Genomic DNA, 20,616 nt, shown 5'->3' on the forward strand with positions numbered 1-20,616 from the left:
GATGACGACCGCGCAGCGACCGACCCTGGAGGCGGTCGCCCGCCGGGCCGGGGTGTCCCGGGCGACCGTGTCCCGGGTGGTCAACGGCTCCACCACGGTGGCCGAGCCGATCCAGGAGGCGGTCCGCCGGGCCGTGGCCGAGCTGGGGTACGTGCCGAACCTGGCCGCCCGCAGCCTGGTCACCCAGCGGACCGACTCGGTCGCCCTGGTCATGCCCGAGGAGGCCACCCGGGTCTTCTCCGACGACCAGGTGTTCCCGGGCATCATCCGGGGGGCGGCCCAGGAGCTGGAGGCGGCCGACAAGCAGTTGGTGCTGATGCTCGCCGGGTCGGCGGCCGGTCACGAACGGGTCGAGCGGTACACCACCGGCCGGCACGTCGACGGGGTGCTCTTCGCCTCGCTGCACGGGGCCGACCCGCTGCCCGGCACCCTGGCCCGGCTCGGCATCCCGGTGGTCTGCGCCGGCCGGCCGCTCGACGGCGCGCGGGTGCCCTACGTCGACGTCGACAACGTCGGCGGGGTGGCCCGGGCGGTGCGGCACCTGATCGAGAACGGTCGCCGCCGGATCGCCAGCATCGCCGGCCCGCAGGACATGATCGCCGGCATCGAGCGGCTCACCGGCTACCGGGAGACGGTCACCGCCGCCGGGCTGGCGGAGCTGGTCGCGTACGGCGACTTCACCCGGGAGTCCGGGGCGGCGGCCATGCACCAGCTGCTCGCCGCGCACCCCGACCTGGACGCGGTCTTCGCCGCCAGCGACCTGATGGCGCACGCCGCCCTACGGACCCTGCGCGAGGCGGGACGGCGGGTGCCGGACGACGTCGCGGTGATCGGTTTCGACGACATCGAGACGGCGGCCTACACCGAGCCGCCGCTGACCACGGTGCGCTGGGAGATCGTGGAGCTGGGCCGGGAAATGACCCGGCAGTTGCTGCGGCTCGCGGCGGGCGAGGCGATCGAGGAGTCGGTGATCCTGCCGACCGAGCTGGTGGTGCGCGAGTCCGCCTGAGCGCCGCCACCTCGGCCGGGATAACCGGTCGATCATGACCGGGCCGGCCGGTAGCGTCCGCCCGATGACCCGTAGCCACCTGATCCGCACCGCCCGCCCCGAGGACGCCCCGGAGATCGTGGCGCTGCGGGCGGTCGTCCACCCGTACCTGGTCCGGGGGGTGGAGTCGACTCGGCAGATGATCGCCCAACCGCCGCCGGGCGAGGACTGGCTCCCCTTCGTCGCCGAGCAGGACGGCCGGGTGGTCGGGTGGGCGTCCGCGTACCGCAACAGCCAGACCTCGGTGCCCGACTTCGGGGAAATCTCCACCCTGCACGTGCACCCGGAGCACCGGGGCCGGGGCGTGGGCACCGGGCTGCTCACCGCCGCCCTGGACCACCTCCGGTCCATCGGGGCGCGCCGGGTCCTCACCCGGGCCCTGCCCGAGTCGCTGCCGTTCGCCCGCCGGCACGGCTTCACGCCGGGCCGGGAGCTGCGCTACTCGGCACTGGAGCTGCGCCCGGCACCGCCGGCGCCGGTCGCGCCGGAGGGCGTACGGCTGGTCCCGATCGCCGGGCTGGACCCGCGCCGGATCTACCGGGCCAACGTCGCCGCCGCCGACGAGCCCGGCGACGTGCCGTCCGACGCGATCAGCTACGCCACCTGGCATTACGAGGTGTGGCAGAACGTGGGCCTGGACCGGGAGGCCAGTACGGCGGCCGAGATCGACGGCGAGCTGGCCGCGTTCAGCATGGTCAAGCGGGACGGGGACCGGATGTGGTCGGACTACACCGCCACCCTGCCGCCGTACCGGGGCCGTGGGCTGGCCCGACTGGCCAAGCAGGCCGCCCTGCACCGGGCCGCCGGCGGCGGGGTACGCGTCGCGTACACCTCGAACGACGAGGCGAACGCGCCGATGCTCGCGATCAACGCGCGGCTCGGCTACCGGCCGGTGGCGTCCCAGTGGTCCTGCCTGCGCGAGCTGACCTGAACCGGTCAGCCCTCGACGAGGGTGATCTCCATGTCAGCTCTCCACGACGGACTGACCGAGCGACCGGCGGGTCAGCAGGGTGGCCCCGGCGACGGCGGCCGGCATGACCAGCACCGCGCCGAGCGGGATCAGGAAGCAGAGGAAGACCGCCACGCCGAAGCCGAGCGTGGTGGGCCGGTCCGCCTTCAGGATCGACCGGCGGTCGGGCAGCCGCAGGCCGCGCCGGGAGAACGGCGCCCCCACCAGCTCGACGGCGAGCAGCCAGCCACCCACCGCCGCCCCGATCACCGGCACCACCGTCTGGCCGACCACCGGGATGAACCCGGCGGCGAAGAGCGGGATGCCGAACAGCACCGACAGCCCGACCAGTCGCAGCGAGTCGACGATGCTGCGCCGCAGCGAGGCCCAGAACGGCACCTCCACCCCGCCCGGGGTGCCACCGAGGCGCTCCTCCACCCGCTCGGAGATCTTCTCGTAGAACGGGTCACCGATGACCAGGGTGACCGCGGTGAAGCTGACCACCGCCAGCAGCCCGCCCAGCCCGAGGAAGGCCAGCCCGGCAATCACCCGGACCAGGCTGCGCGCGGTGGTCGACCAGTCGTCGGCGAACGGGGTGACCAGCGCGGCCAGGTCGTCCACGAAGTACACCAGGGCGGCGAAGGCGGACAGGAAGACCGCACCGGAGATCAGCGCCGGCACGATGCCGAGCAGCATCAGCCCGGGGCTGCGGACGTAGAGGCCGAGGCCGCGCAGGAGCAGCCCGACGCCGGAGAGGAACCGACCGACGGCGCCGGTGACCGGCGCGGCGATACTGGGTGCGTTCACGAGCGGAGAGCCTAGTGCTCACCGGCACGCCCCGGGGCCGGGCAGGATGGTCGGGTGCGCGCGTCCCGGTTGATCTCCCTGGTGCTGCTGTTGCAGTCCCGCGAGACGATGACCGCCGCCGAACTGGCCCGCGAGCTGGAGGTGTCCGAGCGGACGGTCTACCGGGACGTGCTGGCGCTCTCCGCCGCCGGGGTGCCGGTCTACGCCGACCGGGGCCGGGCCGGCGGGTACCGCCTCCTCGGCGGCTACCGGACCCGGCTGACCGGCCTGACCCGGGACGAGGCGGAGGCGCTCTTCCTCTCCGGGCTGCCCGGCCCGGCCGGTGAGATGGGGCTGGCGGACGCGGTGGCGGCCGCCGAGCTGAAGGTGCTCGCCGCGCTGCCGCCGAGCCTGCGGGACGCCCCCGCCCGCGCCGGGCAGCGGTTCCACCTGGACGTGCCGGGCTGGTTCCGGGAGTCCGCGCCGCCACCGTGGCTGGCCGACCTGGCCCGGGCGGTCTGGCGGGACCGGGTGGTCGAGCTGCGCTACCGGCGCGGCGACCGGGAGGTCACGCGGGAGCTGCGCCCCTACGGGCTGGTCCTCAAGAGCGGGATCTGGTACATGGTCGGCCGCGTCGGCGACCGGTACCGGACGTACCGGGTGGACCGGGTGAGGGGCGTCGAGGTGGGTGGGGAGAGCTTCGACCGGGACGACAACTTCGACCTGGCCGCGTACTGGCGGGAGCAGGCCGAGGCGTTCCTGCGAAGCATGCTCCGGGCCGAGGTGACGATCCGCCTGAGCCCCGCCGGCCTGCGCCGGCTCCGGCACCTCGCCGACGCCCCCTTCGTGTACGCCGAGGCGCTCGCCGCCGCCGGCGAACCCGACGAGCAGGGGTGGGTGGTGACCCGGCTGCCCGTCGAGTCCGTCGAGGTGGCGTACTCCCAGATGCTGGGGCTGGGCCCGGAGGTGGAGGTACTGGACCCGCCGGAGCTGAGGGAACGGCTGGCGGACGCCGCGAGGCGGTCCGCCGCCCGCTACCTCCCCACCGGCTCTACCTCCCCACCCGTCAGCGGTAGCCCGTGACGTCGGCGGGCTTCCCGGCGTCGACCACCTCGGCGATGTAGCGGAAGGCGTCCGGCCGGCTGCCGTCGACGTCGGTGAATCCGTACACCTGGGACAGCTCGCCGGCCGAGACGGAGGCCTGGTTCCAACGGGCCTTCCCCTCGTCGGCGGCGAGCGCCGCGACCGCGCGTCCGACGAAGGCCGGGGTCTCCGAGATGAGGAAGTGCGGGTCCTTCGCCGCGCCGTCGCGCCAGTTCTCCTCGGTCACCTCGTAGTGCTCCAGCATGGCCTCGGACCGGATCCAACCGGGAGTCAGCGCGACGGCCGTGCCACCGTGCGGCTTCAGCTCGTGCCCCCAGCTGAACGCGAGCCGGTTCACCGACACCTTGGCCAGGTCGTAGAAGACCGAGAGCCGGTAGTTCTCGTCGTTGTACGACCGGGTGCCGTCCCCGATCTCCACCACCAGCCCGCCTGGACGGCGGATCAGCAGGGGCAGCGCGAAGTGGCTGGTGATGATGTGCGTGTCGATCGCCAGGCGCAGGGTACGGAAGCCGGCGTCCAGGGGCTGTTCCCAGACCGGCTTCTCCCAGGTGATCAGCGGGTCGCCGCCCCAGATGTCGTTGACCAGCACGTCCAGCCGGCCCTGCTCCGCGTCGATCCGGGCGACCAGCTCGCGGACCTCGTCGGGGACGAGGTGGTCGACCCGGGCGGCGATGCCGGTGCCGCCGGCCGCGGTGACCAGCTCAGCGGTCTCCTCGATGGTCTCCGGGCGGTCCATCTCGGAGCGGCCGGCCCGGCTGCTGCGGCCGGTGGCGTAGACGGTCGCCCCGGCCGCGCCGAGCTGGATGGCGATCTGCCGGCCGGCGCCCCGCGTCGCCCCGGCGACCAGCGCGATCTTCCCTGTCAGCGGTTTCGTCGTCATGCGTCCGACCCTGACAGGAAAACCTGACACCCGAAGTCCGGTTTCGCGATCGGGTGTCGTGCGTCATGCTCGCCGGCATGCACCTGCTGCTCTCCGGAATCGTCGGGTCGGTCGCGTACGGGCTGGCCGGGCCGGGCTCGGACGTCGACCGGATCGGCGTGTTCGCCGCGCCCACCGTCGCGTTCCACGGCCTGCACCCGCCGAAGGAGTCCGTGGTCACCACCGACCCGGACGTCACCCTGCACGAGGCCGGCAAGTACGCGAAGCTCGCGCTGAGCGGCAACCCGACCGCCACCGAGCTGATGTGGCTGCCGGACGACTGCTACGAGACCCGGACGGAGTTCGGTGAGCGGCTGATCGCGATCCGGTCGGCGTTCCTCAGCGCACCCCGGGTCCGCGACGCCTACCTCGGGTACGCCACGCAGCAGTTCCGCAAGCTCACCACCCGCGACTCGTCCCTGGGCGGGCGGCGGCGCTCGGCGAAGCACGCCCGGCACCTGGCCCGGTTGCTGCACCAGGGCCGGGTGCTCTACGCGACCGGCGTGCTGGAGATTCGGCTGGCCGACCCGGAGTGGTTCCGGGCCTTCGGCGAGCGGGTGGCCGGCGGCGCGTTGGACGAGGCGGAGGCGCTGGTCGCCGCGGCGCAGCGGGACTTCGACACCAGCCGTACGCCGCTGCCGGAGCGGCCGGACGAGGCGACGGTGGAGGGTTGGCTGCTCGACGTGCGCGCCGCCCACCTGCCGCCGGCCGGCTGAGCGAAAACCGCTCGGCCGGGCGCCGGCCCCGGTGCTAATCTGCCGCCCGCGTCCTCGATCAGCGAAAGGGAGGTGAGCGCGATGTCCACCACGACTGTCCTGTGCTCCCACCCGACGGCGAGGACGCCGAGGTCCTGAACCGGGAGCACGTCACCACCCGGAAGGATCCCATGACCGACCTGGTCATCCGCCCGATCACCGCGGGCGAGGAAAAACTCTTCGACTCCCTGCCCGACCCCGCTCTCGTCGGCCGCGCCGCGTTCGGCGAGCGCTACCTCGACATGGCCGAAGCCGGCCAGTACCGCCCCGAATGGACCTGGGTCGCCCTGCGCGACGACGTCGTCGTGGCCCGCGCCGCCTGGTGGGGTGGGCCGGACGACGACCAGCCGCTGGCGCTCGACTGGTTCGACTTCACCGACCCCGACGCGGCGGTGGAGCTGCTCCGGACCGCACCGCTGCGGGCGGAGTACTCGCTCGCCCTGCCACCCGGCTGGCGCGACGATCCCGCCGTCCGGGCGCAGGCGCAGGCGCGGATCGACGCCGCCACGGCCGCCGGCATGTCGGTGCTGGTCGAGCGGTACCGGTACCGCTGGACCACCGGGTGTGGACTGCCCGACCGGCCGGGTCGGCTCACGTTCCGCCCCGAACCGGACGACGCCGTGATCCTCGATGTCCTCCGCCGCGTCGGCGAGGGCAGCCTGGACGCCCACACCCGCCACACCGCCGCCACCTCGGGGCCGGACGCGGCGGCCCGGGAGGAACTGGACCTGCTGCTCTGGCTGCCGAGCCCGCGTGACTGGTGGCGACTGGCCTGGACCGCGAGCGGTGAGCTGGTGGGCATCATCGTGCCGGCCCGCAACCACGCCGATCCGATCATCGGCTTCGTCGGCGTGGTCCCCGAGCAGCGCGGCCACGGCTACGCGTACGACCTGCTGGTCGAGGGGACGCACCTGCTGGTCGAGGGCGGCGCGACGGAGATCGTGGCCGCCACGGACCAGACCAACCACCCGATGGCCGCCGTCTTCGCCCGGGCGGGCTACCCGATCGAGCGGGAACGCGTGGACCTCGTCTGAGCCGTCGTCCCCGGCACCGGTCCACCGGTGCCGGGGACACACCACCCGCTCAGTCCGCCAGTCGGACCCGGACCCGGCGGTTGGCGCGGCCCTTGCTCTCCACCTTGACCACCTGCACCTTGCCGATCTGGGCGGTCGAGGCGACGTGGGTGCCACCGTCGGCCTGCACGTCCAGCCCGACGATGTCGACGATCCGGACCTCCTGCTCGTCCGGCGGGATCAGGTTGGACTGGGTACGGATGATGTCCGGCAGGGCCAGCGCCTCGGCCCGGGGCAGCACCCGCACGGCGACCGACCGGTCGGCGGCCACCTCGGCGTTGACCAGCTCCTCGATCCGGGTCTTGAAGTCCGGCGGCACCTCGGGCAGGTTGAAGTCCATCCTGGCCTCCCCCGGCTCCATGTTGCCGCCGGTGACCAGCGCGCCGAAGTCGCGGAACACGACGCCGCAGAGCACGTGCAGGCCGGAGTGGGTGCGCATCAGGCGGGTCCGCCGCTCGTCCGCCACCGCGCCGGTGACCGTGGTGCCGAACGGCGGCACCGGGTCGCCCTCGGCGGGGATCAGGTAGAGGTCGTCGCCCTTGCGGGTGCCGACGATCCGGGTCTGCACGCCCTGCCAGAGCAGCACGCCGTGGTCCGGCGGCTGGCCGCCGCCGCCCGGGTAGAACGCCGACCGGTCCAGCACGACGCCCTGCTCGTCGGCGGCGAGCACCGTGCAATCCCACTCCCGCAGGGTGGGGTCGGCGAGATCGAGACGGTGGGTACGGCCGTGGTGTGTGACGCCCATGACAGCAGACGCTACCCGTTGAGGAACGTCGAGATCCGCTCCCGCAGGTCGGCGCGTTCGGTCCAGGCGAAACCCGGGCGGTCGTAGACGTGCAGAGTGGCGTGCGGCAGCGCCGCGGCCAGCTCCTCGGCGACGTGCGCCGGGTGCAGGTCGTCGCCGGCACAGCCGATCACCAGCGCCGGGGCGGTCACCGCGGCGAGTGCGGAGACGTCCCGCAGCGGGGCCTGCTCCGGCAGGTCGGCCAGCCCGGGAGCGAGCCCGTCGCGCAGCAGCTGGTCGAGCCGCTGCCGCAGGTACGCCCAGCCCGCCGGGGTGTTGCGCACCGCCGCCGGCACCTCGAGCGAGACCACGTCGGCAACGGCCGAGGCGTCACCGTCGGCCACCGCGTCCAGCAGGTCGGTCAGCCGTTGCCGGGCGACCGGGCCGCGCGGTTTGTCGAGCACCGCTGGCAGGAAGAAGACCAGCTTCTCGAAGCGGTCGGGGCTTTCCAGCAGCAGCCGGCAGAGCGCCCCGGCCCCGAGGCTGGCCCCGAACGCGCGGGTGGCCCCACCGAGGTCGGCGACGGCCCGCAGGTCACGGGCGAGGTCCAGGTAGCTCCACGGGCCGGGCGGCGCGTCCGAACGCCCGTGCCCGCGGAACTGGAAGAAGATCTTGCGGCCGGTGACCGCGCTGCCGAACGGGCGGGTGGTGGCGATGCCGTTGCCGAGCCCGTGCGCGAAGACGGTGGCCGGGTCACCGGCGCCGGTGACCAGCCGCTCCAGCCGTACGCCGTGCGGCGTGGTGACCAGCTCGGTCTCCGGCTCGGGCAGCGCCGGTCGGCCGGTACGCGGCGCGCCCGGGCCGGGCCCCCAGGTGCGGGGTCCGCCGTCGGGCGGCGGGGGCCAGCGGAAACCTCTCACCAGAACCCTTTGCCGTCGTGCAGGTCGCGCAGCCCGACCCGGACGTCGAGCAGGTAGATCAGGCCCGCCGCGATGCCGATCAGCCCGAAGATGCTGAGCGCGCCGAAGCCGAGCAGGGTGAGCACCAGACAGACCGCCAGGATGGCGATCCAGCCGCCCTTGGGCAGGGTGCCGATCGCCGGGAACGCGTCGGCGCGCTGGGTGATCGCGTGTACCAGGGCGATGCCCTGGACGGCCAGGGCGAAGACGAGCAGGATCAGCTCGATCACATAGCGGACTTCGAACACGAAGATCGGCGCGGCGATGGCCATGCCGGCCAGCATATGCCGACGACCCCGGAAACGTCCCACAGGACGCTTCCGGGGTCGTAGCGGTTTGCGACGGTTACTGGGCGGCCGGGCGGGTCCGCTTGGTGGCCTTCGGCAGCTTCGCCGACGGGGTGGCGGCCGGCTTGGCGGCCCGCGCCCGGGTGGTCTTCGCGGTGGCCGGCTTGGCCTCGACGACCTCGGCCACCTCGGCCGGGGTGGGGATCTCCGCCTCGGCCGGTGCGGCGGTGGCGGCGGTCGCGACCTCGTCCTTCACCTCGGCCGGGAGGGTGGCGTCGGTCGCCTCGATGTCGGCGTTGACGGTGTCGGCGGCCTCCAGCACGCCGGCACCGACGACGCGCTCGCCGCGGGCGATCAGCGCGCCGTACACGGCCAGCGCGCGCTCCTGGGCGGCCTGCGCGCCGACCAGCAGCACGGCGGCGTTGCGGGTGGCGGCCTCGCGCAGCTTGTCCAGGTCGAGGTCGGCCGGGACGGCCTTCTCGCGCAGGCCGGTCGCGGTCAGGTTGGCGGTCTTGAAGGTCTCGCTGGCCTTCTGGCGCAGCTCGAAGCCGGTGACGACGGCCTTGCCGCCGATCTCGGTGACCACCTTGGTGCCGTCGGCGACGACCTTGGTGCCCAGCTCGCTCACCACGGTCGGGAGCTTGCGGAGCTGCTGGTACGCCAGCTCGCCGGCGCCGGCGGCGGCGTAGAGCGGAGCCGGGATGCGGTTGGTCTTCGGCTGGGTCATGACTTCTCCTCCTCGGCCGCTCCCGCGGCCTTGCTGTCGGGGGTGACGGGGGCGGGCGCGGGGCCCGCCTCGGTGACGGCGACCGATTCGAGGACGGCCTCGGTCGGGGTGCCGTCTCCGGTGGTGGGGCCGGTCGCGGCCGGCGTGACGGTGGCGGCCGCCCCGGTCGGCTCGGCCGGTGCGCTGGGTTCCGCCGCCGGGGTGGTCTCCGGGCCGGCCGCGGCGGTCGCCTCGGCGAGCCGGACGTTCTCCCGGCGGAAGGTCTCGTAGATCTGGGTGAGCGACTGCTTCTGCGCCATCGTCAGGTCGGGGTCGACGGCGATCGCCGCGAGCACCCCCTGACCCTCCTTGTCGTCGAGCAGCCCGGCGCGCAGGTACATCGCCGGGGTGGAAACCCGCAGCGCGCTGGCGAGCTGCTGGAGCACCTCGGCGCTCGGCTTGCGCAGCCCGCGCTCGATCTGACTCAGGTACGGGTTGCTCACCCCGGCCTGCTCGGCGAGCTGGCGCAGCGAGATCTTGGCGTTCCGGCGCAGGTCACGGATGAATCCGCCGACGTCGGGTAGATCCTTGGGTGCGGCCATGGGCCCAACGGTAGTCCGCGGTGCTAACTACAGCAAGCAAAGCGCTAGCCAGAGTTAGCAAGGTAACAATGGGCGGTTGCGGACCCGGTGTCCGCTGCGTAGCTTGCACGCGTGACGATGATCGACATCAACGGTGCCCGGCTCGCCTACGACGACCTGGGCAGCGGCAGCCCCGTGCTCCTGCTGCACGCCGGTATCGCGGACCGGCGGATGTGGCGGCACCTGGCGCCCGCTCTCGCCGAACGGCACCGGGTGATCGCACTCGACCTGCGCGGCTACGGCGACTCCGAGCTGCCGCCGGCGTCCTTCGCCCACCACGACGACGTGGTCGCGGTGCTGGACGCGCTGGGCATCGACCGGGCCGCCCTGGTCGGCTGCTCGTTCGGCGGGGCGGTGGCGATCGACACCGCGCTGGCGCACCCGCAGCGGGTCTCCGCCCTCGCGCTCTTCGGCTCGGCCGTCGCTGGCAACCAGTGGTCCGAGGAGGCCGAGCAGCTCTGGGAGACGCTGGTCGGCGAGGTGGACCCGGAGGACTTCGCGGCGAGCGCAGCCGGCGAGGTGCGGTTCTGGGTGGTCGGCCCCGGCCGCCGCCCCGAGGACGTCGACCCGGGCCTGGTCGCCTTCGCCGAGGAGATGGACCAGCGGGCGCTCGCCGCCGAGCAGGCGCTCAGCGCGGTGGAGGTCGACGACCTCGACCCGCCGGCGATCGAGCGCCTCGGTGAGCTGCGGCTGCCGGTGCTGGTCACCGCCGGCGCGGCCGACGTCCCGGACATCTCCCGGCTCGCCGACCGGATCGCGGCCGAGGTGCCCGGCGCGGTGCGCCTGCCCGACGTGCCGGACGCCGCCCACCTGCTGCCGCTGGAGCGCCCGGAGGCGGTCGACGCCGCCCTGCGCGACTTCCTGCGCTGACCGCGCCGGGCCGGCCCCCGCACAGGCGTCGCGGTGCCGGCCCTTCGGCGGGCCGGTGAAGCGGGGCGTCCTACCGTCCGGCCCACTCGGTTGCGTTTCTTGGCACCCCGACGACAGGAAACGCACCCACACCGCGCCGGGGGTGTCGCGCTCGGCAGGATGTGTGGCCCATGAGCGTGATGCCTGTCAGGCATATTTATGCCTCACAGGCATCAGGCTCACGGAAGTCTGCTGCCGGACGGGACTCACGCTCTGTAGTGGACCGCAGCCGCCCGCACCACGAGACGTCGCGGTGCCGCCAGCCGCCCGCACCACGAGGCGTCGCGGTGCCGCCGGCCGCCCGCGCACGGCGCCACCGGCTGCGACGCGCCGGCGTCAGGCGGCGCGATGCGGACCGGGCGTCACCAGGCGGCCCGCACGACCCCGACCGGCAGGCCGCCGCCGAGCAGCGGCAGCTCGGCGTACTCGGTCAGCACCGGGGCGTCGACGCCGAGCCGGCGCAGCGCGGAGACCAGCACCGGCATCCGAGCCCGACCGGCGCCGTCGTCGATCTTGAGGGCGACCGCGCCCACGCCGGGCACGGCCGCGGCGATCACGCCCTCCGCGCCCACCTTGGCCAACGCCCCGGGTACGCCCCGCATCAGCCGGGTGTCCTCGGCCCCGGTCCCGCCGACCAGCTCCGGGTACGCCCGCATCGCGTCGGACACGGTCCGCTCCACCGACCCCGGCTCGGCGGAGACCAGCCGCAGGTACGCCCCGGCCAGCCCGGTCAGCGAGACGGCGAGCACCGGCGCGCCACAGCCGTCCACCCCGACGGCCGCCACCTCCTCGCCGGTGAACTCCTCGATGGTGGCGGTCAGCCGCTGCTGCAGGGGGTGCTCCGGCCGCCAGTAGCCGTCCAGCGGCCAGCCGGCCGCCACGCAGGTCAGCAGCATCCCGCTGTGCTTGCCGGAGCAGTTCATCTGCACCCGGGTCGGCCCGCCGCCGGCGCGCAGCACCGCCTCCCGGGCCGCCTCGCCGACGGGCAGGTCGGGCGGGCAGTGCAGCGCGGAGCCGTCCAGCCCGGCCCGGGCCAGCAGCGCCGCCACCCGGGCCAGGTGGAACTCCTCGCCGGCGTGGCTGGCGGAGACCAGCGCCACGTCGGCCGGGTCGGTCAGCGGTAGGCCGGCGCGCAGCATCCCGATCGCCTGCATCGGCTTGCTCGCCGAGCGCGGGAAGATCGGCGAGGTGACATCCCCCGCCCCGGCCACCGGTAGGCCACCGGCGTCGAGCACCACCACCGAGCCGCGGTGCACGCCCTCCACGAAGCCGGACCGGACCACCTCGACGAGCGGCACGCCGCCCTCGTACGTCTTTCCCACGAAGTGGACGGTACCGACGCCCCGGCAGGGCTCGGCAGCCGGGTGACCAGGGACGTCGGCGGCGGCCGTACAGGGGTGGGCGGCGGGGCCGGCCTTACAGGCCGAGCAGCGTGCGGGCCTCGGCGGTGGTCAGCGGCGGACGCTGGGCGAGCTGGGCGAACCCGACCGCCCGGGCGACCAACTGCATGTTGGACTCGACCGGCTGGCCCTTGGCGTAGGTGACCGTGTCCTCCATGCCGACCCGCAGGTGGCCGCCGGCCGAGAGCGAGGCGAGCAGCACCGGGATCGTGCTGCGCCCGATGCCGGTGGCCGAGAAGGTGGTGCCCGCCGGCAGGTCACGCAGCGCCTGGTGGGCGGCGACCAGCGCCTGGGTGGTGCCCGGCATGCCGCCCGGCACGCCCATCACGAAGTCGACGTGCACGTGGCCGCCGTGCGGCAGCCCGTACTTGCCGAGCAGCCGCTGCAGGGCGGTGAGGTGGCCCAGGTCGAAGATCTCGTACTCGGGGACGATGCCGCGCTCCTGCATCCGGGTGTGCAGGTCGACGATGAACTCCCACCGGTTGAGGAAGACGTCGTCGCCGAAGTTGAGCGTGCCCATGGTGCAGGAGGCCATTTCCGGCCCGGCGTCGAGCACGGCGAGCCGGGCGGACTCCGGGTCGGTCACCGCGCCGCCGGAGGAGAGCTGCACGATCAGGTCGGTGCTCTCCCGCAGCGCCGCCACGGTGTCCCGCAGCCGGCCCTGGTCCAGGGTCGGCCGCGCCTCGTCGTCGCGGATGTGGACGTGGATCACGGCGGCGCCGAGCGCCTCGCACTCCTTGGCGGTCAGCAGCAGCTCGTCGAGGGTCACCGGCAGCGCCGGCACCTCCGCCTTGGCCGACTCCGCGCCGGTGGGGGCAACCGTGATCAACGTCCCTGTGCTCATGCCGGGATCCTAGCCGCCCCGGCCTGCTCCGGTCGACGGCCGGAGCCGGGAACGACGGAAGAATGTCGGGACCGCGCCCGGCAGGAAGGAAGACTTCCTGCAACGTGGGCGCGGGCCCGGCACCCTTACTCCCGGTCGATCGCCGCGGCGGTCTCCCCCACCAGCAGGCGGGCGTCGTCGCCGACGTTGCGCTTGACCACGGCGAGGGCGACCTGCCCCAGCTCGTAGTGGTGCACGGCAGTGCCGACGAAGCCCACCGCCCGGCCGTCCAGGATCACCGGCGTGCCGGCGGCCGGCGGCTGGTCGGTGGTCACCCCGTCCAGGTGCAGCAGTACGAGCCGGCGCGGCGGCTTGCCCAGGTTGTGCACCCGGGCCACCGTCTCCTGCCCCCGGTAGCAGCCCTTGTTCAGGTGCACCGCCGGGGCGATCAGACCCACCTCGGCGGGAATGGTCCGGTGGTCGGTGTCCACCCCGACCCGGGGCAGCCGGGCGGCCGCCCGCACCGCCTCGTACGCCCACAGCCCGGCCACCGGCACCCCGTTGCCGCGCAGCTCGGCCACGACCTGGTCCATGGCGGGCCGGGGCACCAGCAGGTCCACGCCGAGCGGGCCCCGGCGGGCCCAGCCGCCGACGGGCAGCGGCCGCACGTCGTACACGACGGTGGGCCGGGACGGCAGCTCGTCGGACCGGAACTTCGGACCCGGCACCCCGACCACGTCGGGGTCGGCCAGCCCGGTGACGCCGAGCGCCGCGACGGCCGCGACCGCCTCCGGACCGACCAGCGAGAGCAACGCGTGGTCGGCGGTGGCGTCGCGCGGCTCGACCCGGCTGAAGAACCGCATCTTCTCCAGGTACGACAGCAGCCCCTCGGTGGCGCCCGGCTCGGTGTCGAGCCAGGTGGTCTCGCCGTCCTCGGCGACCATCGCGTGCTGCTCCACGTGCCCGTGCGGGCTGAGCACCAGCAGCTCGGTGCCCTGCCAGGGCTTCAGCGCGTTGAGGTGCTGGCTGGTCAGCGTGTGCAGCCAGCCGATCCGCTCCTCGCCGGGCACCGCGACCACTCCGCGGTGCGACCGGTCGACCAGGCCGACCCCGGTGGCCAGGGTGCGCTGCTCGCGCATCGGGTCGCCGTAGTGCGCGGCGACGCCCCGCACCCCGGCGGCGCGGTGCGCCGGCTCCGGCTGGTCGCGACTGGCCTCGTCGATCGCCTCGACGGCCACCGCTCCCGCGATGTCGATCATTTCGGTTCCCCGTCCTCGCAGTGGCCGCAGACGCCGAAGAGCGCCACGTGCCCGATGTCGACCCGGAACCCACGCTCGGCCACGAGCTGGTCGGCGAGGGGACGGAGCAGCTCGGGATCCATCTCGTCGATCGCCCCGCACTCGCGGCAGACCAGGTGGACGTGCTGGTGCTCACCCGCCGCGTGGTAGGTCGGCGACCCGTGCGACAGGTGGGTGTGGGTCACCAGCCCAAGCCGCTCCAGCAGCTCCAGGGTGCGGTAGATGGTGGTGATGTTGACGCCCGCGGCGACCTCGCGCACCGCCGTGTGCACCTGCTCCGGCGTGGCGTGCCCCAGGTCCAGCACGGCCTGGAGCACCAGCTGCCGCTGCGCCGTCAGCCGCAGCCCACGGGAGCGGAGCATTTCCGCGAGCGAGGATTCGGACACCGTCCGATCATAGTTCGGCGGCGGCGGGTCGTTCCGGCGCGGAAAGCTCCAGGCTCGCGGGAATGGCCCGGAACGCGCGCGCGACCCGCTCGACGAGGGTCGGCAACCCGCCCTGACCGCCGCCGTGCACCCAGGCCCGGGCGGCCAGGCGCCAGGCGGTGGTGGTGACCTCGGCGAGGACCTGCGGCCGGAGGTCCCCGGGCGGCAGCGCGAGCTTGCCGGCCAGCCGTTCGGTGATCCGCTGCTCGACCTCGGCGCGGTAGTGGGCGGCGTAGGCCAGCAGGGCGGGCGAGGTCAGCACGAGCCGCCGGGTGGCGACGTAGCGGTCCGCCCAGTCGGCCCCGAGCCCGGTGACCACCTCGCCCAGCAGGTCACTCAGCTCGGTGAGCACGAGGCCGGACAGGGCGCGCCGGTCCAGGGCGGCCAGGTAGGCCGACCAGAGCTCCGCCTCCGCCTCGATGGCGGCGGCCTCCTTGGCCGGGAAGATCCGGAAGAAGCTGCTCCGGGACACCTCCACCGCGTCGACCAGCTCCTCCACCGTGGTGGCATCGAAGCCCCGCTCGGTGAACATGCGCAGCGCGGCGTCGGCGAGCGCGCGCCGGGTCCGCAGCTTCTTGCGCTCCCGCAGCGGCAGGGCCCGGTCGGACGTCGAGGAGTCGGCGGTCATGGCGGCAATCTAGCCGCATCCCGACCGGGAAGAGACTTGACACCCTTAGAAACCTGTTGCCAAATGAGACTGAGTCTCAATATGCTCTGAGTATCGAAAGCATGGAGCGAACAAAGGAGCGACCGATGTCGACCACTCCCACCCTCAACGGCCAGGTCGTCGGCCTGGCCCACTACGCCACCCGCGCGGTCCTCGAAGGCGAGCTGGCCCCGACCGGCACGTCCTTCCCGCAGGCCCTGGCCCTCAACGCCGTCGCCAACGCCGGCGGGACGCTCGACCGCTCCCGGCTGGTGGACCGGATGACCAGCACCTTGAAGATCGACGCGGCGGCGGTGCTGGCGACGATCGCCGAGTTGGCCGAGGCCGGGCTGGTGCGGGTGCTGCCGGTCGACGAAGCCCGGGTAGACCTGACCGAGGCCGGCCGGGCCCGGCAGAGCCGGATCGCCGAGATCAGCGCCGGCATCGCCGGCCGGGTGTACGCGGACATCCCCGCCGCCGACCTGGCCGTCACCGCCCGCGTGCTGACCCTGGTCACCGAGCGGGCCAACGCCGAACTGGCCGCCGCGCGGGGTTGACCCGGGCAGGCGGGCGCGCCCGGGCGCCCCGGCCACTGTCTAGGCTCGACGGTCATGGAGGCAACCAGGGTCGCCGTGCTCGGCCGGGGCGTCGTACCCGGTGGGGAGCCGGTGCTGCGCGGCGACGACCTCGGCGTGCTGCACGGCGACGGCCTCTTCGAGACCATGCACCTGCGGGGCGGGCGGCCCTGGCTGCGCGCGGCGCACCTGGCCCGGCTGCGGGCCGGCGCCGCCGCCGTGGGGCTGGCGCTGCCCGCCGAGGACGCCCTGGTCGAGCTGCTGGAGAGCGTGGCCGCCGGCTGGCCGGCGGAGGTGGAGGGCGCGCTCCGGCTGGTCTGCACCCGGGGCCCGGAGGGCGGCGGCCCGCCGACCGTCTACGCCACCCTGGGCGAGGTCCCGCCGTCCGCCCGACGGGCCCGACGGGACGGTGTCGGCGTGGCCACCCTGCCCCTCGGCGTGGCCGCGGCGGCCCGGCCGGAGCTGGGCTGGCTCCCCACCGGCGTCAAGTCCACCTCGTACGGGGTGAGCAGCGCCGCCCGGCGCTGGGCCGCCCGCAACGGCGTGGACGACGTGCTCTGGATCTCCACGGACGGGTACGTGCTGGAGGGGCCGAGCGCGAACGTGGTGTGGCTGGAGGCCGGGACGCTGTGCACCGTCCCGGCCGCCGCGACCGGCATCCTCCCCGGCGCCACCTGCGCCTGGCTGCTCGCCCACGCCGGGGAGCTGGGCTTCACCGCCGCCGAGCGGATGGTTACGCCGCAGCGGCTGGTCGAGGCCGACGGCATCTGGTTCACCTCGTCGGTGCGCGGCCTGGCGGAGTTCCGCAGCCTCGACGCCACGCGCCTCCCCCGCTCCCCGCACACCCCGGCCCTCCAGGCCCTCCTGGCCCATTCCGTCCCCTGACCCCGTCCGGGTCCGGGGACGCGGAGCTGTCGATCACCGCGGATCCGGGGTGGGCATGCCGGCGGTGGGTCAGCCGGCCACCCGGATGAGGCGGGCGGAGAGGTGCGGCGAGAGGGGTTGGCCCATGCCGGCCATCTCCTGGGCGTAGAGCAGCGCGCCCTCGACGATGCCGAAGAGCCGGGCGCCGGCGGTGACCCTCTTGGCGGTGGAGGTCCGCACGACCGCGTCGGTGGCGAACTCGATCTGGGTGCCGGTGCGCTTGCCGATGTAGAGCTCCATGATCCCGGTGGGGCTCGTCATCAGCGCCTCCAGCTCGTCGGTGGCCCGGTCGCCGCTGAGCACCGGACGCCACCAGCCGACCTCACGCCCGGCGGGCCGCACCGGCCGGCTCTGCTCGTCGAGGATCCAGGCCCGCGACTCGTAGAGCAGGAACGGGCGGCCGTCGTGGCTGATCCGGACCTCCTGGGCGAAGTCGAAGTCCTCGATGGTGGGGAAGCCGCCCCGGCCGCGCCCCCGCCACACCCCGACGTACGGCAGCAGGCCGTCGAGGGCCGGGTGCAGCTTCGGGCCGACCCGCAGGTCGTGGCTCTCCTCGTACGGGTACTCCTCGACCGGCGGAGCGTTCAGCCACGGCGGCTGCAGCGGGTTCTCGTCCGACGGGTTCGCGCTCACCGATTACCAACGTCCTCTCGAAATGCGTACGGCAAGGTAGACCAGGCCACCGGCGAGCGCGCCGAGGCCCGCGACCAGCAGGCTGACGAACCCGATCTCGGTAACCATCATGGTCATCCTATGCTGGGCGTCATGGCCCGCACTCTCGTCGTCAAGGCCACCGCCGGCGCGGACGCGCCGGAGCGGTGCGCCCAGGCCTTCACGGTCGCCGCCACCGCCGCCGCAGCCGGAGTGGAGGTGTCGCTCTGGCTGACCGGCGAGTCGACCTGGTTCGCCCTCCCCGGTCGGGCGGAGCAGTTCGAGCTGCCGCACTCCGCGCCGCTGGGGGAGCTGCTGCACGTCATCCTCACCACCGGTCGAATCACCGCCTGCACCCAGTGCGCCGCCCGCCGGGACATCGGCCCCGGCGACGTGCTGCCCGGGGTCCGCATCGCGGGCGCGGCCGTCTTCGTCGAGGAGGCGATGGCCGAGGGGGCCCAGGCGCTGGTCTACTGACCTGCCCCCGAACGCTTATGTCCGATCTGCGCGGACTGCCGATACTGTCCCGCCTTGCCAGTCCGCTGCCTACCATTCGGTTGTGGACGAGGCGATAGAGGAGTTCTTCGCATCGCTGCCGGCGCGCGCCCCGGCGGTGCTGCGCACCCCGTTCGCCGGGACCATCCAGATCAACCTCACCACCGACAACCGCACCGACCACTGGCTGGTCCAGATGAGCCCCGGCGAAGTCATCGTCACCCGGGCCCGCGGCCCCGCGGACGCCATCTGGACCAGCAGCGCGGACCTCTTCGAGCGGCTGGTCACCGGCCGGGCCGAGGCCGTATCCGCGGTCCTGCGCAATGAGTGCACCTTCGGGGGCAACTCCGCGCTCTTTCTCGCCTTCCGCCGGTTCCTCCCCGACCCGCCCGGTGCCCGGGATCCCCGGGACACCGCCCGCGAGCAGGTCGGATGGTCGGGATGAGGGAGCCGGTCAGCATCCTCGACGGCAACACCTTCGTCGTCTGCGACCGCCGCGGTGACATCGAGCCGTCGTACGACTTTCCCACCGGGCTCTTCTCGTTCGACACCCGCTTCCTCTCCACCTGGCTGCTGACCCTCGACGGGGAGCGGCTGCACGCCCTGTCGATCGACGACTCGCAGTCCTACCGGACCCGGTACTTCCTGGTCCCCGGCGAGCCGACGCACTACCTCGACGCCAAGGTGTCGGTGATCCGCAGGCGGGCCATCGGCGGCAGCCTCGGCGAGGAACTCACCGTGCTCAACCACTCCGAGCGGGAGATGCGGTTCAACCTCCGGCTGGAGATGGGTTCCGACTTCGCCGACCTCTTCGAGATCAAACACAAGCGGAGCAAGGTGGGCCGGACCACCGCCACCGTCGCCGAGAACGAACTGCGGTTGACCTACCGGCGGGAGGCGTTCCACCGGGAGACCGTGATCACCAGCACCGCCCCCGCCGAGGTGGACCAGGGCGGGATGACCTGGATGATCCTCGTCGGCCCGCACGCCGAGTGGAGTACCCGGCTGCACGTGTCGGCGTTGATCTACGGCGCCCGCGGGGAGGACTTCCGCGCGACCACCCCGCTGAGCGGCAGCCGCAGCCCCGCCGCCATCCTGGCGGAGCAGCAGGAGCTGGTCGACAGCGCGCCCAAACTGGGCTGCGACTGCGAGCCGCTGGCCACGGCGTACCGGCAGAGCCTCACCGACCTCTCCGCGCTGCGCTACGAATCGATCACCCTCCGCGTACGCCTGCTCGCGGCGGGCCTGCCCTGGTTCATGACCATCTTCGGCCGGGACAGCATCCTCACCTCGCTCCAGGTGCTGCCGTTCCTGCCCGAGCTGATCCCGCCGACCATCATGATGCTGGCCGGGTTGCAGGGTCACCGCCTGGACGACTTCCGCGACGAGGAGCCGGGCAAGATCCTGCACGAGCTGCGCTACGGCGAGACGGCCGGCTTCGAGGAGCAGCCGCACTCGCCCTACTACGGCTCCGCCGACTCCACCCCGCTCTTCGTGATCCTGCTCGACGAGTACGAGCGGTGGACCGGTGACGCCAACCTGGTGCGGCAGCTGGAGTTCCCGGCCCGGGCGGCGCTGGCCTGGATCGACAGCTACGGCGACCTGCTCGGCACGGGCTACCTCTGGTACCGCACCCGAAACCCGGACACCGGCCTGCAGAACCAGTGCTGGAAGGACTCGTGGGACGCGATCTCCTACTCCGACGGCCGGCTGCCGGACTTCCCCCGGGCCACCTGCGAACTCCAGGGGTACGCGTACGACGCGAAGCTGCGCGGCGCCCGGATGGCCCGGCAGTTCTGGAACGACCCCGCCTACGCCGAGCGGCTGGAACGCGAGGCCGCCGCCCTCAAGGAACGCTTCAACCGGGACTTCTGGATCCCCGAGCGCGAGTACTTCGCGCTCGCCCTCGACCCGGAGGGGCGGCACGTGGACGCGCTCTCCTCCAACATCGGGCACCTGCTGTGGAGCGGCATCGTGGACGAGTCCCGGGCCGAGCGGATCGCCCGCCTCCTGCTCGACCCCCTGCTCTTCTCCGGCTGGGGGGTACGCACGCTCGCCGCCGACCAGGGGCGGTACAACCCGGTCGGCTACCACGTCGGGACGGTCTGGCCGTTCGACAACGCCTTCATCGCCTGGGGCCTCGCCCGGTACGGCTTCCGCGAGGAGGCCGGACGCATCTGCGAGAGCATGCTCAGCGCCTCCCGGTACTTCAACGGACGGCTCCCGGAGGCGTTCGCCGGCTACGACCGCAACCTCACCGAGTACCCGGTGCAGTACCCCACGGCGTGCAGTCCGCAGGCCTGGTCGGCCGGGACGCCCCTGCTGCTGCTGCGGGTGATGCTCGGGCTGGAACCCCAGGGCGACCACCTGATCATCGACCCGGCGGTGCCGGAGGGCATGGGCCGGGTGGAACTGCTGGACATCCCCGGCCGGTGGGGCCTGGTGGACGCCCTCGGCCGCAGCCGCACCCCGCACGACAGCCGGCACGACCGCTGACCGCGCCGGCGTCGAGGTTCAAC

25 protein-coding genes are annotated in these 20,616 nt (G+C 73.7%); 11 read left to right on the plus strand and 14 right to left on the minus strand.

Features of this window, described 5'->3' with window-relative positions; translation table 11 throughout:
- Position 1: 1 nt before the first annotated feature.
- Together M2302_RS20445 and M2302_RS20450 are read left to right on the plus strand one after the other, a co-directional pair.
- Positions 2 to 1,009, plus strand: coding sequence for a LacI family DNA-binding transcriptional regulator (locus M2302_RS20445; protein ID WP_280839452.1), 1,008 nt, complete (start codon positions 2 to 4; stop codon positions 1,007 to 1,009).
- A 64-nt stretch (positions 1,010 to 1,073) separates the two neighbouring features.
- On the plus strand, positions 1,074 to 1,979 hold the full coding sequence (locus M2302_RS20450) for a GNAT family N-acetyltransferase (RefSeq protein WP_280839453.1): 906 nt from the start codon (positions 1,074 to 1,076) through the stop codon (positions 1,977 to 1,979).
- Positions 1,980 to 2,012: 33 nt separating this feature from the next.
- Here M2302_RS20450 and M2302_RS20455 read toward each other — a convergent pair whose 3' ends face one another.
- Entirely contained in the window at positions 2,013 to 2,804 is a 792-nt protein-coding gene (locus M2302_RS20455; protein WP_280839454.1) for an EI24 domain-containing protein, read from the minus strand.
- A gap of 54 nt (positions 2,805 to 2,858) precedes the next feature.
- Between M2302_RS20455 and M2302_RS20460 the strand changes: the two genes are divergently transcribed.
- Positions 2,859 to 3,866, plus strand: coding sequence for a YafY family protein (locus M2302_RS20460; RefSeq protein ID WP_280839455.1), 1,008 nt, complete (start codon positions 2,859 to 2,861; stop codon positions 3,864 to 3,866).
- Here the strand turns inward: M2302_RS20460 and M2302_RS20465 are convergent.
- On the minus strand, positions 3,850 to 4,767 hold the full coding sequence (locus tag M2302_RS20465) for an SDR family oxidoreductase (protein WP_280839456.1): 918 nt from the start codon (positions 4,765 to 4,767) through the stop codon (positions 3,850 to 3,852). The two genes, M2302_RS20460 and M2302_RS20465, sit on opposite strands and share 17 nt — an antisense overlap.
- 77 nt (positions 4,768 to 4,844) lie before the next feature.
- Here M2302_RS20465 and M2302_RS20470 point away from each other — a divergent pair, with 77 nt between their 5' ends.
- Together M2302_RS20470 and M2302_RS20475 are read left to right on the plus strand one after the other, a co-directional pair.
- Positions 4,845 to 5,522, plus strand: coding sequence for a nucleotidyltransferase domain-containing protein (locus tag M2302_RS20470; RefSeq protein WP_280839486.1), 678 nt, complete (start codon positions 4,845 to 4,847; stop codon positions 5,520 to 5,522).
- Between the two features lie 101 nt (positions 5,523 to 5,623).
- A complete protein-coding gene (locus tag M2302_RS20475) occupies positions 5,624 to 6,595 on the plus strand; it encodes a GNAT family N-acetyltransferase (RefSeq protein WP_280839457.1) in 972 nt (323 codons plus the stop codon).
- Between the two features lie 49 nt (positions 6,596 to 6,644).
- Here the strand turns inward: M2302_RS20475 and M2302_RS20480 are convergent, their stop codons facing one another.
- The 5 genes from M2302_RS20480 to M2302_RS20500 all read right to left on the minus strand — a co-directional run bounded on the left by M2302_RS20480 (position 6,645) and on the right by M2302_RS20500 (position 9,912).
- Positions 6,645 to 7,379, minus strand: coding sequence for an alanyl-tRNA editing protein (locus M2302_RS20480; protein WP_280839458.1), 735 nt, complete (start codon positions 7,377 to 7,379; stop codon positions 6,645 to 6,647).
- Positions 7,380 to 7,390: 11 nt separating this feature from the next.
- Positions 7,391 to 8,278 (minus strand): alpha/beta hydrolase, encoded by an 888-nt coding sequence (locus M2302_RS20485; protein ID WP_280839459.1) that lies wholly within the window; start codon positions 8,276 to 8,278, stop codon positions 7,391 to 7,393.
- Positions 8,275 to 8,589: a DUF2516 family protein gene (locus tag M2302_RS20490; RefSeq protein WP_210773656.1), complete on the minus strand. Its 315-nt coding sequence runs from the start codon at positions 8,587 to 8,589 to the stop codon at positions 8,275 to 8,277. The genes M2302_RS20485 and M2302_RS20490 overlap by 4 nt, the downstream gene beginning before the upstream one ends.
- A gap of 73 nt (positions 8,590 to 8,662) precedes the next feature.
- Positions 8,663 to 9,331: a hypothetical protein gene (locus tag M2302_RS20495; RefSeq protein WP_280839460.1), complete on the minus strand. Its 669-nt coding sequence runs from the start codon at positions 9,329 to 9,331 to the stop codon at positions 8,663 to 8,665.
- Positions 9,328 to 9,912, minus strand: a complete 585-nt coding sequence (locus M2302_RS20500; protein ID WP_210773658.1) for a helix-turn-helix transcriptional regulator — start codon at positions 9,910 to 9,912, stop codon at positions 9,328 to 9,330. Before M2302_RS20500 ends, M2302_RS20495 begins: the two co-directional genes overlap by 4 nt.
- A 117-nt stretch (positions 9,913 to 10,029) precedes the next feature.
- Here M2302_RS20500 and M2302_RS20505 point away from each other — a divergent pair, with 117 nt between their 5' ends.
- Positions 10,030 to 10,821 (plus strand): alpha/beta hydrolase, encoded by a 792-nt coding sequence (locus M2302_RS20505; protein ID WP_280839487.1) that lies wholly within the window; start codon positions 10,030 to 10,032, stop codon positions 10,819 to 10,821.
- Positions 10,822 to 11,222: 401 nt separating this feature from the next.
- On the opposite strand, the gene M2302_RS20510 is transcribed toward M2302_RS20505, so the two are convergent.
- The 5 genes from M2302_RS20510 to M2302_RS20530 all read right to left on the minus strand — a co-directional run bounded on the left by M2302_RS20510 (position 11,223) and on the right by M2302_RS20530 (position 15,434).
- The gene (locus M2302_RS20510) at positions 11,223 to 12,182 is read right to left on the minus strand and encodes an asparaginase (protein ID WP_280839461.1); all 960 of its coding nucleotides are present in this window, start codon (positions 12,180 to 12,182) and stop codon (positions 11,223 to 11,225) included.
- 94 nt (positions 12,183 to 12,276) lie between these two features.
- Entirely contained in the window at positions 12,277 to 13,104 is an 828-nt protein-coding gene (locus M2302_RS20515; protein WP_280839462.1) for a 3-keto-5-aminohexanoate cleavage protein, read from the minus strand.
- A 125-nt stretch (positions 13,105 to 13,229) separates the two neighbouring features.
- Positions 13,230 to 14,342, minus strand: coding sequence for a folate-binding protein (locus tag M2302_RS20520; protein ID WP_280839463.1), 1,113 nt, complete (start codon positions 14,340 to 14,342; stop codon positions 13,230 to 13,232).
- Positions 14,339 to 14,743 (minus strand): Fur family transcriptional regulator, encoded by a 405-nt coding sequence (locus tag M2302_RS20525; protein ID WP_088960086.1) that lies wholly within the window; start codon positions 14,741 to 14,743, stop codon positions 14,339 to 14,341. Before M2302_RS20525 ends, M2302_RS20520 begins: the two co-directional genes overlap by 4 nt.
- Positions 14,744 to 14,774: 31 nt before the next feature.
- Positions 14,775 to 15,434 carry a TetR family transcriptional regulator gene (locus tag M2302_RS20530; RefSeq protein ID WP_280839464.1) on the minus strand — a complete coding sequence of 220 codons (660 nt, stop codon included), beginning with the start codon at positions 15,432 to 15,434 and terminating at the stop codon, positions 14,775 to 14,777.
- Positions 15,435 to 15,559: 125 nt separating this feature from the next.
- On the opposite strand from M2302_RS20530, the gene M2302_RS20535 reads away from it, so the two are divergent.
- Together M2302_RS20535 and M2302_RS20540 are read left to right on the plus strand one after the other, a co-directional pair.
- On the plus strand, positions 15,560 to 16,009 hold the full coding sequence (locus M2302_RS20535; RefSeq protein ID WP_280839465.1) for a hypothetical protein: 450 nt from the start codon (positions 15,560 to 15,562) through the stop codon (positions 16,007 to 16,009).
- A 54-nt stretch (positions 16,010 to 16,063) separates the two neighbouring features.
- Positions 16,064 to 16,912 carry an aminotransferase class IV gene (locus tag M2302_RS20540; protein WP_280839466.1) on the plus strand — a complete coding sequence of 283 codons (849 nt, stop codon included), beginning with the start codon at positions 16,064 to 16,066 and terminating at the stop codon, positions 16,910 to 16,912.
- Positions 16,913 to 16,981: 69 nt separating this feature from the next.
- On the opposite strand, the gene M2302_RS20545 is transcribed toward M2302_RS20540, so the two are convergent.
- Together M2302_RS20545 and mtfM are read right to left on the minus strand one after the other, a co-directional pair.
- Positions 16,982 to 17,584 carry an FABP family protein gene (locus tag M2302_RS20545; RefSeq protein WP_280839467.1) on the minus strand — a complete coding sequence of 201 codons (603 nt, stop codon included), beginning with the start codon at positions 17,582 to 17,584 and terminating at the stop codon, positions 16,982 to 16,984.
- A 3-nt stretch (positions 17,585 to 17,587) separates the two neighbouring features.
- A complete protein-coding gene (gene mtfM, locus M2302_RS20550) occupies positions 17,588 to 17,692 on the minus strand; it encodes a small membrane protein MtfM (protein ID WP_267897534.1) in 105 nt (34 codons plus the stop codon).
- Between the two features lie 12 nt (positions 17,693 to 17,704).
- Between mtfM and M2302_RS20555 the strand changes: the two genes are divergently transcribed.
- The 3 genes from M2302_RS20555 (at position 17,705) to M2302_RS20565 (ending at position 20,593) form a co-directional block, all read left to right on the plus strand.
- The gene (locus tag M2302_RS20555; protein ID WP_280839468.1) at positions 17,705 to 18,079 is read left to right on the plus strand and encodes a DsrE family protein; all 375 of its coding nucleotides are present in this window, start codon (positions 17,705 to 17,707) and stop codon (positions 18,077 to 18,079) included.
- Positions 18,080 to 18,161: 82 nt separating this feature from the next.
- Positions 18,162 to 18,542 carry an SCP2 sterol-binding domain-containing protein gene (locus M2302_RS20560; RefSeq protein WP_280839469.1) on the plus strand — a complete coding sequence of 127 codons (381 nt, stop codon included), beginning with the start codon at positions 18,162 to 18,164 and terminating at the stop codon, positions 18,540 to 18,542.
- Entirely contained in the window at positions 18,539 to 20,593 is a 2,055-nt protein-coding gene (locus M2302_RS20565; protein WP_280839470.1) for a glycogen debranching N-terminal domain-containing protein, read from the plus strand. Before M2302_RS20560 ends, M2302_RS20565 begins: the two co-directional genes overlap by 4 nt.
- The last annotated feature ends 23 nt before the right edge of the window (positions 20,594 to 20,616 follow it).

This window comes from Micromonospora sp. A200, assembly GCF_029893845.1.
GTDB lineage: Bacteria > Actinomycetota > Actinomycetes > Mycobacteriales > Micromonosporaceae > Micromonospora > Micromonospora purpureochromogenes.